Origin of the sequence: Streptomyces sp. NPDC048290 (genome assembly GCF_040652095.1) — a bacterium.
In the GTDB taxonomy this organism is placed as follows: domain Bacteria; phylum Actinomycetota; class Actinomycetes; order Streptomycetales; family Streptomycetaceae; genus Streptomyces.
The window spans coordinates 144,003-159,160 of the sequence record NZ_JBEZLM010000017.1 but is presented as its reverse complement, the minus strand read 5'-3'; the positions used below and the strand labels follow the sequence as shown (position 1 = coordinate 159,160).

The following is a 15,158-nucleotide window of genomic DNA, read 5'->3' as shown; positions in this document are numbered from 1 at the left end:
CTGCCCCTGCCTGCGTTTTCAGGCTTAAGTCAGCGGGTTTTTCAAAGTGCCTGTTAGTTGTAGGGCTGCTGTGGGGTTGGTTAGGTCCAGCATTTGGGTGTTGTTTTGGAGTTGTAGGCGGTTTAGGCAGGAGAGGGGGAAGGTGGGGGTGAAGAGGTTGTAGTGGGTGAATTTTTCGGTTAGTTCGGGGGTTGAGGACTGGTACTCGTGGATTGTTTCGGCGACCGTCTGCCAGAAGTCGGGCTCCTCCAGGACGCCCTCCGCTGCCAGGTGGGCGGAGAGGAAGCGGAAGAAGCAGTCGAAGATGTCGGTGAAGATCGACAGGAGTTTCATGTCGTCGGGGACGTCCACGCGGAGTCGTTCCACCGCCGGGGGCAGGATCGCGTCCGGGTCCATGACGGCGATCTCCTCGGCGATGTCCTTGTGGATCACCCGCCGTACCACCCCGTCCTCCAGGACCAGGATCACATTCTCGCCGTGCGGCATGAAGACCAGGTCGTAGGCGTAGAAGCAGTGGAGGAGGGGGGTCAGGTAGGCGTCCAAGTAGTGGCGGAGCCAGGTTCGTGGGGGGAGGCCCGAGCGGGTGATCAGGGCCGCCGTGAAGGAGTGGCCCGCCTCGTCCTGGTGGAGTAGGGAGGCCATGGTGGCGAGGGTTTCGCCGGGCCTCAGGGACGGTACCGGGCTCTCGCGCCACAGTGCGGCCAGCATCTTGCGGTACGGGGAGTGGCGGTCGGTGGCTCGCTCGTACTCCAGGTGTCGGTATCCGATGGCCGCGCGTTCGCGGATGATCGACATGCCGGATGACTTGAGCGTCTGGTCGTTGTCGATGAGCTGGGCGAGCCAGTCGTTGATGGCCGGGGTCGCCTCCATATAGGCGGCGGACAGGCCGCGCATGAAGCCCATGTTGATGACCGACAGGGCGGTCTTGACGTAGTGCTTGTGTGGGCTGGTGGTGTTGAAGAAGGTGCGGATGGATTGCTGGGGCAGATACGTGTCGTTGCCCTCGCCCAGGCAGATCAGGCGGTGTTCGGCGATCTCGGCGGCGAAGGTGATGGTGAGTTTGTTCCACCACTGCCAGGGGTGTACCGGGAGGAGGTAGTAGTCCTCCGGGTTAAGGGACTGGGCGAGGAGGGTGTCGTGGAAGCGGGTCACCGTTTCGGGAGTGAGTTCCGCGCGGACGAAGGTGTCGTACGCGATGCCCGCGCCCGCCGTGAATGTGGCGCGGGAGCGGTGGGCCGCCAGCCAGATCAGCCGGACCGGGCTCGCGGTCTCGGGGGCGTACGACAGGTACTCGTGGACACCGAAGCCGAGGCGGCCGTTGTTGGCGACGAAGCAGGGGTGGCCCTCGGTCATGCCGGTCTCGATCTCCTGGAAGGAGCCGGAGGCGAGGCGGGCGGCCGGGATCTGCGGCTTGCCCAGCTTGAAGCAGAGGCCCGCCAGGGTGGACGAGATCTCCTCCAGGTAGACCGGGAGGACCGTGTCGGTCAGGCCCAGGGGCGTGCGGACGTCGAGGATGAAGTCGAGGGCGGAGAGGGGGCGTTCGCCGTCCGGGGTGTGGCGGGTGATCGAGTCCGGTTCCACCTGCCAGTGGTCCAGGGCGCGCTTTGCCGCAGTGAAGCGGTAGGTCGTCCGGCCGTCGTCGGAGCGGACGGTGTACGTGTCGGTGCCGTCCGGCTCGGGGGTCAGGAGGCGTTCATGGGCGAACTCGGCGAGGGCCTTGCGGATCAGCAGCCGGTTGGCCCGCGCCCAGTGCTGGGGGGTCAGATGCGCCACGGCGTCGGAGAGGGTCATACGGCGGCTCCTCGGGCGGCCAGGAACTGGGCGCGGGTGCAGAAGGACAGCAGGGCGCGCTTCTCGGGCTTGTCGATCTCCCGCTCGGGGACGAAACCGACCGCCGCGTTCAGGGTGTGCACGGCCGTGTTGGTGACGTCCGGCTCGACCACCACCCGCCGGGTGCGCGGGTCGGCGAACAGCGCGTCCATGACGGCGGTGAGCACGGCCCGGGTGAAGCCGTGCAGCGGGCGGTCGGTGGGGGCGACCAGGAAGTGCATACCGACATCGCCGGGCGCCGGCTCGTACAGGCCGGTCAGCTCGACGTACCGGGGGTCGTACCGCTCCATCAGGAAGGCCGGGGTGCCGGCGTGCAGTCCGAGGTGGGCGTGATGGTGGGGGTGGGCGGCGATGCGCATGTACTCGCGCTCCACGTCCTGGAGCCGGGCGTCGCCCATCATCCAGAACGCCGCCTTGGGGTGGGTCACCCAGCCGTGCAGCAGTTCGGCGTCGGTCAGCGGGTCGAGGGGGCGGAGAGTGAGGGGGCCGATGCTCATACGGCGAACTCCTGGAAGGCGATGGTCTTCTCGACGGGGTAGGGCTCGGCCCCGCCCAGCAGCTCGCGGATGATGCAACTGTTGCGGTAGGCGCCCATGCCGAGGTCGGGCGAGGTGACGCTGTGGGTGTGGACACCGGCGTTCTGGAGGAAGACCCCGCGCCCGGTGGTGTCGATGGCGTAGTTGCGGGCCACGTCGAAGTTGCCACGGGAGTCGCGCAGCAGCCGTCCGGCGATCGGGGCGAGGAAGTCCGGCTCGGTGTAGCGGTAGCCGGTGGCGAGGACCAGTCCGTCCGAAGCCAGCTCGAAGTGCTTGTCCTGCTCCTGCTGGTGGAAGCCGAGGGTGTAGGTGCCGTTCGCGTACGAGGCGGTGGTGAGGGCTGAGTTGGTGAGCAGGCGGGTGGGGACCGGGGCGGCCAGGTTCTTCTGGTAGAGGAGATCGAAGATGGCGTTGATCAGATCGCCGTCGATGCCCTTGAACAGGCCCTTCTGTTCGGCGGTGAGCCGGTAGCGGGTGTCCTCGGGCAGCTCCCGGTAGTAGTCGATGTACTCCGGGGAGGTCATCTCCAGGGTGAGCTTGGTGTATTCGAGGGGGAAGAAGCGGGGGGAGCGGGTGACCCAGTTCAGCCGGTAGCCATGGACGTCGATCTCGCCGAGCAGGTCGTAGTAGATCTCGGCGGCTGACTGGCCGCTGCCGACCAGGGTGATCGACCTCTTGCGCCGCAGCTCCTCCCGGTGCTGCCGGTAACGGGAGTTGTGCAGCAGGTCCCCGCCCAGGCCGCGGCAGGGCTCGGGGACGTACGGCGGGGTGCCGGTGCCCAGGACCAGGCGGGGGGCGCGGTATACGGCTCCGGCGGCGGTGCGGACGGTGTACAGCCCGCTGCCGTCGTCGTACGTGACCTCGGTGACCTCGGCGTTGAAGCGGACGCTGGTCAGCCGGTGCGCTGCCCAGCGGCAGTAGGCGTCGTACTCGGCGCGCAGGGGATAGAAGTTCTCCCGGATGTAGAAGGAGTAGAGGCGGCCCTGGTCCTTCAGATAGTTCAGGAAGGAGTACGGGGAGGTCGGGTCGGCGAGGGTGACCAGGTCCGACAGGAACGGGGTCTGGAGGTGGGCGCCGTCCAGGAACATGCCCGCGTGCCACTCGAAGTCCGGCTTGGCCTCCAGGAAGACGCCGTTCAGCTCGGCCAGGGGCTCGGTCAGACAGGCCAGACCCAGGTTGAAGGGGCCGAGACCGATGCCCACGACGTCATGGGTGGTCTCAGGAAGCGCGGTCAAGGGAGTCTCCCAGGTACTGCTCGGCGTGCCCGGCGAGCAGGTCGAGGACGGCGGCGATGTCGGACGGTGTGGTCTCGGGGTTGAGCAGGGTGAACTTCAGGTACTGCCGGCCGTCCACCTCGGTGCCCGCGACCACGGCCGCACCGGAGGCGGCCAGCGCCGTACGGGCGTACCGGTTGGCCCGGTCGGTCAGGGCCGGGTCGGTGGCGGCGGCCGGGACCCAGCGGAACACCAGGGTGGACAGCACCGGCTCGCACACCACGTCGTAGCGCGGATCGGCGGCCAGCAGCCGCCAGCCCTCGGCGGCCAGCTCGCACACCTCGTCGAAGAGTTCACCGACACTGTCGGCGCCCATGGTGCGCAGGGTCATCCAGAGCTTGAGCGCGTCGAACCGGCGGGTGGTCTGGAGCGACTTGTCCACCTGGTTGGGGATACGTTCCCGGACCGTCCGGCGCGGGTTGAGGTACTCCGCGTGGTAGGTGGCGTGGCGCAGGGTCGTCGCGTCCCGCACCAGTAGCGCGGAGGAACTCACCGGCTGGAAGAAGGACTTGTGGTAGTCGACGGTGACCGAGTCGGCGTGCTCGATCCCGTCGAGCAGATGACGGCGGGTCGGGGAGGCCAGCAGTCCGCAGCCGTAGGCCGCGTCCACATGCAGCCAGGTGCCGTACCGGGCGCACAGGTCGGCGGTCTCCGGCAGCGGGTCGAGGGAGCCGAAGTCGGTGGTCCCGGCGGTGGCGACGACCGCCATCGGGACCAGTCCGGCGCGGGCACAGCGCTCCAGCTCCCGGGCGAGGACGACGGTCCGCATCCGCCGGTCCCGGTCGACGGGTATGGACACCACCGAGTCGGCGCTCAGCCCGAGCAGCCTCGCCGACTTCAGGACGCTGAAGTGACCGGCCTCGGAGGTGAAGATCCGCAGCTTGGCCGGGGAGTCGGTCTTGCTCTCCTCACGGGCCAGCAGCAGCGCCTGGAGGTTGGACTGACTGCCGCCCGAGGTGAACACCCCGTCGGCCGCCTGACCGAGCCCGAGCCGCCCGGCGGTCCACTCCACGAGCCTGCGCTCGATGAGCGTGCCGCCCGCCGACTGGTCCCAGGTGTCCAGCGAGGAGTTGACGGCCGACAGCACGGCCTCACCGAGCACGGCCGGGATGACGACGGGGCAGTTGAGGTGCGCGAGATAGCGGGGGTGGTGGAAGTAGACGGCGTCCCGGAGGTAGACGTCCTCCAGTTCGTCCAGCACGGCGGTGGTGTCGTACAGCGGCCGGTCGAGGTCGATCCGCTCGATGAGCGGGGCGAGGGCGTCGGGCGTGACTCCGGTGAACGGCCGGTCGGTGGCGGCGAGCCGGGCGGCCACCCGCTCGACTCCATCGGTCACGGAGCGGCGGTACCGCTCCGTGGTCATGCCATTGAGTAGCTGGGAGCGCATGGGGGGCCTCGGAGGGGGAGGAGGGGGGAGGGGATGGGGAGGAGATGGGGAGGGGACGGAAGCGGGGCAGCGCCTTCCGCTCATCAATTTAGGCAAGCCTAACCTAACTTTCCAGTCCCATTCGATCACCCTCCTGTAACCCCGGTCACAGCGGCGACCCTTCACCCAGGCAAGCGAAAACCCCCGTACGGAACCCATACGGGGGCAACCATCAAACGCGGTCGGGGGCAAGGCTTTTAGGGGCGTGGGGAACTGCGCGACCAGCCACAACGAACCCGCACCCGCCCCCCAACCGTCACCCCCCACTCACCTTCCGCGCCCCCTCCAACACCTCAGCCAACGCAACCAACATCGGCTCACACTTGTCATACGACAACACCGGCTCCGTATCCCGAGCCACCACCTGCCCCGCAGCAACCGCAGGCAACCGCTTCCACGTCCCCTCAACAATGTCAGCCGGCTGAATCGCGGACGTCCGGTTGTCCATCAGAATCACATCCGCCGCATACTTGTCCACGTTCTCCCAGCTCAGCGACTCGAACCAGCCCCCCGTCTCCGCCATCGCCGCGGCGGACGGCTCCACGAAGTTCACCCCGAGCGACTTGAAGTACTCCAGATCGACGGAGAGATTCGACCCGGAGACGTAGAACATGTCCTGGCTCGCGGAGCCCACCAGCACCTTGATGTCCGGCTTCGCCTTCGCCGCCGCCCGCAGCCGCGCCGCCGCGTCCTCGAACCGCTTCTTCGCGTCGGTGACCTTCGCGGCGGTGACATCCCCGCCCAGCGACTTCGCCAGTTCGACCATCCGCTCCAGCGGCTGGGTGAGGAGCCGGTCGTAGACGGAGATGCCGACGCTCGGCGCGCCCACGGCGAGGATCTTGTCCTTGGACTCGTCGGGGACGTACCAGAGCGTGCCCTGGTCGTCGAACATCGTGGAGATCAGGGCGTCGGGGCGCAGGGCCGCGTACTTCTCGATGTTGAACTGGCCCCACTCGTTGCCGAGGTTGGTGACCTTGGTGATGTCGAGGTCGCCGGCCTGGACGTCGGGCTTGCCGTCGGCGGTCTCGGTGGGGCCGAAGACGCCCTTGACGGTGACGCCGTAGTCGTGGAGGGCGGCGGCCACACCGATGAAGGCGACGATGTTGGCCGGCGTGCTGTCGGCGGAGACGGTCTCCCCCCGGTCGTCCTTGAACGACCAGGGCCCGGAGTCCTGGTCGGCGCCGGAGGCGCCGGAACCCGTACCGCCCCCGCTGTCACCACCCCCGCACGCCACGAGCGCGGCACCGAGGCCAAGGGCGCCACCGGCGGCGAGTATCCCGCGGCGGCTGGGACGGGGCGTACGGGCGGCGAGGGGCATGGCGGCGCTGCTTTCGGGGAGGCGGAGGGGACGGCCGGGGCGGAGGGCAACCCTCCGGACAGCCGCAGCCAGGTTAGCCTAACCTAACCATCTGTCCAGAAGGCCCCGCCCCGGTGCCGCCTTCGATCCTCAGCCGGTGAGCCCCAACTCCCGTGCGATCAGCATCCGTTGCACCTCGCTCGTGCCCTCCCCGATCTCCAGGATCTTGGAGTCCCGCCACATCCGGGCCACCGGGTACTCGTTCATGAAGCCGTAGCCGCCGTGGATCTGGGTGGCGTCCCGGGCGTTGTCCACGGCGATCGTGGACGAGTACAGCTTGGCGAGGGCCGCCTCCTTCTTGAACGGCTCGCCCGCCACCAGCCGGTAGGCCGCGTCCCGCCAGGCCAGCCGGGAGGTGTGGGCCCGCATCTCCATGTCCGCGATCTTGAACTGGATCGCCTGGTAGCCACCGATCGCCCGGCCGAAGGCGTGACGTTCCTTCGCGTACTTGATCGACTCGTCCACACAGCCCTGGGCCAGCCCGGTGGCGAGTGCCGCGATGGCGATCCGCCCCTCGTCCAGGATGCGCAGGAACTGGGCGTAGCCCCGGCCCTCCTCGCCGAGCAGGTTCTCGCGCGGGACCCGGACGTCGGCGAAGGACAGCTCGCGGGTGTCGGAGGCGTTCCAGCCGACCTTGGAGTAGGGCGCGGCCACCGTGAGTCCGGGGGTGCCGGACGGGACGATGATCGAGGAGATCAGGGGCTTGCCGTCGGGCTTGCGGCCGGTGACCGCGGTGACGGTGATCAGGCCCGTGATGTCGGTGCCGGAGTTGGTGATGAAGCACTTGGTGCCGTTGATCACCCAGTTCTCGCCCGACTCGTCGAGCCGGGCCGTCGTCCGGGTCGCGCCCGCGTCCGAGCCGCCGTCCGGCTCGGTCAGCCCGAACGCGCCGAGGATCTCACCGGAGCACAGCCGGGGCAGCCAGGTCCGCTTCTGCTCCTCCGTGCCGAACACATGGACCGGCATCGCGCCCAGGGAGACGCCCGCCTCCAGCGTGATGGCGACCGAGGAATCGACCCGGGCCAGCTCCTCCAGGGCCACGCCGAGCGCCAGATAGTCGCCGCCCATCCCGCCGTACTCCTCGGGGAAGGGCAGTCCGAACAGGCCCATCCGGCCCATCTCGCGGACGATCTCGTACGGGAACTCGTGCCGCTCGTAGTGGTCGCCGATCTTCGGGGCGATGACGTCGTGGGCGAACTCCTCGACCGTGCGCCGGAGTTCCTCCAGCTCGGGGGAGAGGCGGTGATCCATGGTCGTCACTCCTGTTACTCCTGGTGCTCCGGGCGCTCCTGCTGCTCCTGGTGGGAGAGGGCGCGGACGGTACGGGACGGGCTGGGGCGGCCCAGTTGTTCGGCCATCCACACGCTGGTGGCGGTGAGCCGGCCGAGGTCGACCCCGGTCTCGATACCGAGGCCCTGGAGCATCCAGACGAGGTCCTCGGTGGCGAGATTGCCGGTGGCCGACTTGGCGTACGGGCAGCCGCCGAGGCCGCCCGCGGAGGCGTCGACGGTGGTCACGCCGTGTTCCAGGGCCGCGTAGGTGTTCGCGAGCGCCTGGCCGTAGGTGTCGTGGAAGTGCACACCGAGCACATTGGTCGGCACGCCTTCCTCGTTGAGCAGGGAGAGGAGTTCGAGGACATGGCCCGGGGTGGCCACGCCGATGGTGTCGCCGAGGCTCAGTTCGTCGCAGCCCATGTCCCGCAGGGCCGTGCACACCCGGGCGACCTGGTGGAGGGGGACGGCGCCCTCCCAGGGGTCGCCGAAGCACATCGACACATAGCCGCGGACATGTGCGCCCGCCTCCTTCGCGCGCCGGACCACCGGGTCGAACACGGCGAGGGACTCGTCCAGGGACCGGTTGAGGTTGGCGCGGGCGAAGGACTCGGTGGCGCTGGCGAAGACGGCGACGCGGTGGGCGCCCAGGGCGAGGGCGCGGTCAAGGCCACGCTGGTTGGGTACCAGGACGGGCAGGTGTACGCCCTTGAGGTCGCCGAGCCGGGGGTACAGCTCCTCGGCGTCGGCGAGCTGGGGCACCCACTTGGGGTGGACGAAGCTGGTGGCCTCGATGGTGGTGAGTCCGGCGTCGGCGAGGCGGTGCACGAACTCCGCCTTGACCTCCGTGGGGACGGTCGCCTTCTCGTTCTGGAGGCCGTCGCGGGCACCGACCTCGTGGATACGGATCCGGGCGGGGAGGTCGGTGGCGGGGACGACCATGGGGAGCGGGGGTGTCGTCATGGGGTGCCCTCCGGGGTCTTCTGCGCGGAGGTCTTCTGCGCGGGGGTCTCCTGTGCGGAGGTCTCCTGCGCCGGGGTCTCCTGTGCCGGGGTCTCCTGCGGAGCCTCCGGAGCGTCCGGCACCGGTGTGATCACCGCGAGGACCTGGTCCATCGCGACCGTGGCGCCGGGCGTCACGTCCAGCTCGGCGACCGTGCCCGCGTGCGGGGCGGAGATCACGTGCTCCATCTTCATCGCCTCCACCACCAGCAGGCTCTGACCGGCGGTGACCTCGTCCCCGACGGCGACCTTCACCACCGTCACCGTGCCGGGCATGGGGGCGGTCAGGGAGTCGGCGCCGGAGCGGGCGGCGCCCTGGAGGGAGGCGGCCACCGGGTCGTGGTCGCGGACCTGCCAGGCGTCGCCGTCCCGGCCGAGCCAGTCACCGGCGCGGTGGAAGGTGTGGCGCAGTCCGTCCAGGGTGACCGAGACCTGGTCGGCGGTGACGGAGTGGGTGCCGCGCGGGGCGTGGACGACGGGCTCGGTCACCCGCAGCGGGAACGCCACCGGCCGCGGCGTACCGCCGAGGCGCCAGCCGCTCGGCACCGCGAACGGGTCGACCCAGCTCCCGGTGTCGGGGCGCAGTGCGTCCAGCCGGACGGCCGCCGCCGCCTCATACACCTCCTCCGGGACGCCGGGGGCGAGCAGGTCGTCCACCACGCGCTCCACCAGGCCGGTGTCCAGGTCGCCCGCCATCACCGCCGGATGGGCGAGCAGCCGCCGCAGGAACCCGGCGTTGGTGGTCACCCCCAGCGTGACCGTGGCCGCCAGGGCGGCCCGGAGTCTGCGCAGTGCCGTCGGCCGGTCCGGGCCGTAGGCGATGACCTTGGAGAGCATCGGGTCGTACAGGCTGCCGACCGCGACGCCCTCGCTCAGCCCGGAGTCGGTGCGGACGCCGTCCCCCTGCGGCTCGTCCAGCAGCAGGACCGTGCCGCCGGTGGGGAGGAAGCCGCGCGCCGGGTCCTCGGCGCAGATCCGGGCCTCGACCGCGTGTCCGGTGAGCGTGATGTCGTCCTGGCCGAACGGCAGCGGCTCCCCGGCGGCCACCCGGAGCTGCCACTCCACCAGGTCGAGTCCGGTGACGAGTTCGGTCACCGGGTGCTCCACCTGGAGCCGGGTGTTCATCTCCATGAAGCAGTACGCGGACGGGTCGCCGCCGGGGACGATGAACTCGACCGTGCCCGCGCCGACATAGCCGCAGGAGCGGGCCGCCTGGACGGCCGCCTCGCCCATCGCCGCGCGGGTCGCCGCGTCCAGCAGGACGCTGGGCGCCTCCTCGATCACCTTCTGATGGCGGCGCTGGAGGGAGCACTCGCGCTCACCGAGGTGCACCACCTGGCCGTGGGCGTCGGCGAGGATCTGGATCTCGATGTGCCGGGGCCGGTCGATCCAGCGTTCGACCAGGAGTGTGTCGTCGCCGAAGGAGGCGGCGGCCTCGCGGCGGGCGGCGGCGATCTCGTCGTCCAGCGCGGTGAGGTCGCGGACCAGGCGCATACCCTTGCCGCCGCCGCCCGCGCTGGGCTTGAGCAGCACGGGGGCGCCGAGCGCGCGGGCCGCCTCGGCGAGGTCCGGGTCACGGCCGCCGGGGACCACGGGGACGCTGGCCGCGCTCACCGTCTCCTTGGCGCGGATCTTGTCGCCCATCAGGGCGATGGCCTCGGCGGGCGGTCCGACGAAGGCGAGCCCGGCGGCGGCGCAGGCGCGCGCGAAGGCGGCGTTCTCGGCGAGGAAGCCGTAGCCGGGATGGACGGCCTGGGCGCCGGTGCGGGCGGCGGCCTCCAGGATGCGGTCGATGGACAGATAGCTCTCGGTGGCGGGCGCGGGGCCGATCCGGACCGCGGTGTCGGCCTCGCGCACATGGCGGGCGTCCGCGTCGGCGTCGGAGTACACGGCGACCGAGCGGACGCCGAGGGCGCGCAGGGTGCGGATGACACGGACGGCGATCTCGCCGCGGTTGGCGACGAGGACGGTGTCGAACATGCGCGGCGCGTCCGTCGTGAACGGTGTCGTGGGCACGGTGATGGGTCCCCTCACATCCGGAAGACGCCGAACTGGGGCTCGCCCAGGGGCGCGTGGGCGCACGCGGTCAGGGCCAGGCCGAGCACCTGGCGGGTCTCCAGGGGGTCGATGACCCCGTCGTCCCAGAGCCGGGCGGTGGCGTAGTAGGCGCTGCCCTGACGCTCGTACTGGGCGCGGACCGGGGCTTTGAAGGCGTCCTCGTCCTCCGCCGGCCAGGACTCGCCGCGTGCCTCCAGCTGGTCCCGCTTGACGGTGGCGAGGACCGAGGCGGCCTGTTCGCCGCCCATCACGGAGATCTTGGCGCCGGGCCACATCCACAGGAAGCGGGGGGAGTAGGCCCGGCCGCACATCGAGTAGTTCCCGGCGCCGTAGGAGCCGCCGACGACGACCGTCAGCTTGGGGACGCGGGTGGTGGCGACGGCGGTGACCATCTTCGCCCCGTGCTTGGCGATGCCCCCGGCCTCGTAGTCCTTGCCGACCATGAACCCGGAGATGTTCTGGAGGAAGACGAGCGGGATGCCGCGCTGGTCGCACAGCTCGATGAAGTGGGCGCCCTTCTGGGCGGACTCGGAGAACAGGATGCCGTTGTTGGCGACGATCCCGACCGGGTGCCCGTGGATCCGGGTGAAGCCGGTGACCAGGGTCTGCCCGAACTCGGCCTTGAACTCGGCGAAGCGGGAGCCGTCGGTGATCCGGGCGATGATCTCCCGCACGTCGTAGGGCGTGCGCGGATCGGCGGGCACCGCCCCGTACAGCCCGTACGGGTCGACCTTGGGTTCGACGGCCGGGGCGACCTCCCAGGGCAGCGGGCCCCGCGCGGGCACGGTCGCCACGATGTCCCGGACGATCCGCAGGGCGTGCGCGTCGTTCTCCGCGAGGTGGTCGGTGACGCCGGACACCCGCGCGTGGACGTCCCCGCCGCCCAGCTCCTCGGCGGTGACCACTTCGCCGGTCGCCGCCTTCACCAGCGGGGGGCCGCCCAGGAAGATCGTCCCCTGATTCCTTACGATCACGGCCTCGTCGCTCATGGCGGGCACATACGCGCCGCCCGCCGTGCACGATCCCATGACCGCCGCGATCTGCGGAATCCCGGCGGCGGACATACGGGCCTGGTTGAAGAAGATCCGCCCGAAGTGGTCCCGGTCGGGGAAGACCTCGTCCTGCATCGGCAGAAAGGCCCCGCCGGAGTCCACCAGGTACACACAGGGCAGCCGGTTGTCGAGGGCGACCTCCTGCGCGCGCAGATGCTTCTTCACCGTCATGGGGTAGTACGTCCCACCCTTGACGGTGGCGTCATTGGCGACGACCACGCACGCGCGCCCGCTGACCCGCCCGATCCCGGCGATCACCCCCGCCGCCGGGGCCTGTCCCTCGTACATCCCGTCCGCCGCGAGCGGGGCCAGCTCCAGGAACGGCGAGCCCGGGTCCAGCAGCGTGTCCACCCGGTCCCTCGGCAGCAGCTTGCCCCGCGCGGTGTGCCGCGCCCGCGCCCGCTCCCCGCCGCCGAGCCGGGCCGCCGCCAGCTTGCCCTGCAACTCCGCCACCAGCGCGCGCTGTGCCGCCTCGTTGGCGCGGAACGCCGCCGACGCGGGGTCCGCCGCGCTCGACAGCTCCGGTGCCTGATCCATCCCGGGGGCCCCTCACCTTGTCCAGGGTTAATGACCGTTAACGTATGTCACTCAGGTTAACGACCGCTAACCTCCCTGTCTACAATTGCCGTCATGGCCACCAGAACCGACGCCCCCACCCGCCGAGAGCAGATCCTCAAGGAGGCCGCCCGGCTGTTCGCCGAGCGCGGCTTCCACGGCGTCGGCGTGGACGAGATAGGCGCCGCCGTCGGGATCAGCGGCCCCGGCCTCTACCGGCACTTCCCCGGCAAGGACGCGATGCTCGCCGAGCTGCTGGTCGGCATCAGCGGCCGGCTCCTCACCGGCGCGAAGCACCGCGTGGCGGAGGCGGGCGCGGACTGCCCGCCGGAGAGGCTCCTCGACGCGCTCATCGAGGGCCATATCGACTTCGCCCTGGACGACCGCCCCCTGATCACTCTCCATGACCGCGAGCTGGACCGCCTGCGCGACAGCGACCGCAAGCTGGTCCGCCAGCTCCAGCGGCAGTACGTCGAGCTGTGGGTGACGGTGGTCCGTGACCTCTACCCGGCCCTCCCGGAACCGGCCGCCCGTTCCGCCGTCCACTCCGTCTTCGGCCTGCTCAACTCCACCCCCCACCTCGGCCGCCGAGGCTCCCTGCCGGGCCGCTCGACCACGGCGGAGCTGCTCCGCAGGATGGCGAAGGGGGCGTTCGAGGCGGCCGGGGGCTCCATCGACGGGGAGGCCCCTTTCGGGTGACGCCGGGTCCCTCCGGGGAGGGGCCAGGTCAGTCGTGGTCCCTGAGGACGGTGGCGAGGTGCCGTCCTTGGGGCGCGCCCCGGCGGAGGAGGGCGGCGGCGGTGATGTGGAGTTCGTTCCAGGTGTGCGGGCGGCCTACGGTCGCGGCGTCGGGGACGCTCGTCAGGGCCGTGGTGAGTGCCTGCTCGGCCTCCCCGGTGCCCGCGAGGGCATGGGCGAGACAGGCGCGGAACCATGCCTTGTCGCGGCGGTAGTCGTCCGGGAGGGCGGCCAGACCGGTGCTGAGGTGGGACACAGCCGTCTGCCAGTCGCGCACATGCATCGAGGCCATGCCCCGCTGGAGGAGGAACCAGGTCTCGCCGTAGAAGTACATCCAGGGCGGTTCGTCCTCGGGACGCTCCGCCGCGCGGCCGATGAGGCTCTGTGCCTCGTCCAGCAACTGTTCGGCGATGTCGCCGTCGCCGTGGAGGGCGTGGCCCCGGGCGGCCATCTGGGTGGCCATCCCCCGGACGCCGAGCGAGGTGTCCGGCGTGGCCCAGCGGGCGGCGTCGGCGAGCCGGATGGTGCGGTTTCCGTTGCCCTTGGACCAGGCCATGTGCGATTTCATGCTGAGGGTGGTCGCGGCCATGTTCATGTCCCCCGCTTCGAGGGCCCACTCGTGGCTGCGGTCGTACCAGGCGAGCGAGGCGGCGTCCGCTCCCTGGTCCCCGGCCATCCAGCCCAGGAACTGGGCGTGCTCCGAGGCGAGCCGTACGACCCGGTCGGCCAGGGGGCCGCGTGCGCTCGCGTAGAGGTCCACGACGTCCCGTAACTGGTGTTGCATGAGGCCGATGAGGGGGCGGGAGCCGATCTCGTCCTCTGCCCGGCGGTGTTCGGCGAGCAGCCGCTCAAGCCAGTCGAGGGTGGGTGCGTCCACCCGGCGTCCGCCGTGGACCACCCCGTTCACCCGGGTCAGCAGGTCTTCGTCGGGACCGGGACCGGAGAAGGCGAGGGAGGGAACGGGAGACGAGTGCGCGACCGTCTCCAGGAGGTGCGGGGGGATGCCGAGCCCCGCCGCGATGCGCTGACGCACCTCCACCGATGCCACCCGTCGCCGTCCGCGCTCGATGTCGGACACCTCCGGCTGCATCAACCCGACCCGCTCCCCGAGCTTGGTCTGGCTCGTCCCGGTGAGCCGGCGGTACGTCCGGAAGACCGCGCCCCAGTCCCTGTTCACGACGGCCGCCGCGAGGGTCGGGTGGGACCAGAGATTGATGCGGGAATCACCCATAGGCCAAATATAGGGGGGTCTATAAGCCGGTGGGATGGGAGCAAAGGACGGGCACCGAAAGGGTCTTGGCCAGTTGCCGTCCAGCTCTCCAGGAGCCCCCCCATGGCCAGCCGCCCGTCCGACGTGAAGATGACCATCGAGGTCTACACCGTGAACCGGCACGGGGAGGTGATCCGCCCGCCCCGGGCCACCGTCGTCGTCCCCGTCGGCTATGAACCCCCGGCCCACCTCCTCGGCACCGCCCTCCCGCCCTGCGCCTGCCCCCTCCACCGCGCCGCCCGGTGAACCTCGACCCCATGCGGCGCACCGCCCGTACCCTGCTCGACCCGGACGCCGCCCCCGACGTCCTCCCGCCCGGCCCCGCCGAGACCGCCGCCCTCACCGAGACCCTCCGCCACCACCTCGCCCTCCTCATGCCCGAGGTCGAACGGCTCGCCCAGGACGCCGACCCCGCCAGCGTCACCCGCTACTGCGCGCTCGCCTGTCTCAAGGAGACGGAGGGGCGGCTGCTCGCCGGGCCGGGGGCCCACGGTGCCGTGTTCCACGCGCGACGCCTCGCCCGGCTGCTGTGGCTGCTCTGCGACCACCGGGACCGGCTGAAGGAGGGGAGTGAGTGGCCGGAGTATGTGGCGTACCGGCGGCTGATGCGGCACCTCGGGGGGTGTGTGCGGTGCGGGGTGGAGGGGCGGGGGGTGTGTGGGGTGCGGGAGGGGTTGCTCGCCGCCTACCGGAGGGAGAGGGGGCGGATCTGAGTGAGCGAGACGGGTGGGTGGGTGGGCTGGACGTCGTACCTACTCGCCGGTACCGTACGAAGTGAGCAAGCGCTTAG

General features: G+C 70.6%; 13 protein-coding genes. 3 read left to right on the top strand and 10 right to left on the bottom strand.

Features of this window, described 5'->3' with window-relative positions:
- Positions 1-24: 24 nt before the first annotated feature.
- The 9 genes from AB0D49_RS27345 to AB0D49_RS27305 form a co-directional block, all read right to left on the bottom strand.
- Complete coding sequence (locus AB0D49_RS27345; protein WP_362762050.1) at positions 25-1,791, bottom strand: IucA/IucC family siderophore biosynthesis protein; 1,767 nt, start codon at positions 1,789-1,791, stop codon at positions 25-27.
- Entirely contained in the window at positions 1,788-2,327 is a 540-nt protein-coding gene (locus tag AB0D49_RS27340) for a GNAT family N-acetyltransferase (RefSeq protein WP_362762048.1), read from the bottom strand. The genes AB0D49_RS27345 and AB0D49_RS27340 overlap by 4 nt, the downstream gene beginning before the upstream one ends.
- A complete protein-coding gene (locus AB0D49_RS27335) occupies positions 2,324-3,601 on the bottom strand; it encodes a SidA/IucD/PvdA family monooxygenase (RefSeq protein WP_362762046.1) in 1,278 nt (425 codons plus the stop codon). The genes AB0D49_RS27340 and AB0D49_RS27335 overlap by 4 nt, the downstream gene beginning before the upstream one ends.
- Entirely contained in the window at positions 3,585-5,027 is a 1,443-nt protein-coding gene (locus tag AB0D49_RS27330; RefSeq protein WP_362762044.1) for an aspartate aminotransferase family protein, read from the bottom strand. Before AB0D49_RS27330 ends, AB0D49_RS27335 begins: the two co-directional genes overlap by 17 nt.
- A gap of 295 nt (positions 5,028-5,322) precedes the next feature.
- Positions 5,323-6,384: an ABC transporter substrate-binding protein gene (locus tag AB0D49_RS27325; protein ID WP_362762042.1), complete on the bottom strand. Its 1,062-nt coding sequence runs from the start codon at positions 6,382-6,384 to the stop codon at positions 5,323-5,325.
- A 129-nt stretch (positions 6,385-6,513) separates the two neighbouring features.
- Positions 6,514-7,674 carry an acyl-CoA dehydrogenase family protein gene (locus AB0D49_RS27320; protein WP_362762040.1) on the bottom strand — a complete coding sequence of 387 codons (1,161 nt, stop codon included), beginning with the start codon at positions 7,672-7,674 and terminating at the stop codon, positions 6,514-6,516.
- Positions 7,675-7,688: 14 nt separating this feature from the next.
- Entirely contained in the window at positions 7,689-8,657 is a 969-nt protein-coding gene (locus tag AB0D49_RS27315) for a hydroxymethylglutaryl-CoA lyase (protein ID WP_362762038.1), read from the bottom strand.
- Entirely contained in the window at positions 8,654-10,675 is a 2,022-nt protein-coding gene (locus AB0D49_RS27310) for a biotin carboxylase N-terminal domain-containing protein (RefSeq protein ID WP_362762137.1), read from the bottom strand. The genes AB0D49_RS27315 and AB0D49_RS27310 overlap by 4 nt, the downstream gene beginning before the upstream one ends.
- A 50-nt stretch (positions 10,676-10,725) precedes the next feature.
- Entirely contained in the window at positions 10,726-12,342 is a 1,617-nt protein-coding gene (locus AB0D49_RS27305; protein ID WP_362762036.1) for a carboxyl transferase domain-containing protein, read from the bottom strand.
- 93 nt (positions 12,343-12,435) lie between these two features.
- On the opposite strand from AB0D49_RS27305, the gene AB0D49_RS27300 reads away from it, so the two are divergent.
- Entirely contained in the window at positions 12,436-13,059 is a 624-nt protein-coding gene (locus tag AB0D49_RS27300) for a TetR/AcrR family transcriptional regulator (protein WP_362762034.1), read from the top strand.
- Between the two features lie 28 nt (positions 13,060-13,087).
- Here AB0D49_RS27300 and AB0D49_RS27295 read toward each other — a convergent pair whose 3' ends face one another.
- A complete protein-coding gene (locus AB0D49_RS27295; RefSeq protein ID WP_362762032.1) occupies positions 13,088-14,329 on the bottom strand; it encodes a helix-turn-helix transcriptional regulator in 1,242 nt (413 codons plus the stop codon).
- A 102-nt stretch (positions 14,330-14,431) separates the two neighbouring features.
- On the opposite strand from AB0D49_RS27295, the gene AB0D49_RS27290 reads away from it, so the two are divergent.
- Both AB0D49_RS27290 and AB0D49_RS27285 read left to right on the top strand, forming a co-directional pair.
- Entirely contained in the window at positions 14,432-14,614 is a 183-nt protein-coding gene (locus tag AB0D49_RS27290) for a hypothetical protein (protein ID WP_362762030.1), read from the top strand.
- A gap of 11 nt (positions 14,615-14,625) precedes the next feature.
- On the top strand, positions 14,626-15,081 hold the full coding sequence (locus AB0D49_RS27285) for a DUF6415 family natural product biosynthesis protein (protein WP_362762028.1): 456 nt from the start codon (positions 14,626-14,628) through the stop codon (positions 15,079-15,081).
- Positions 15,082-15,158: the final 77 nt, after the last annotated feature.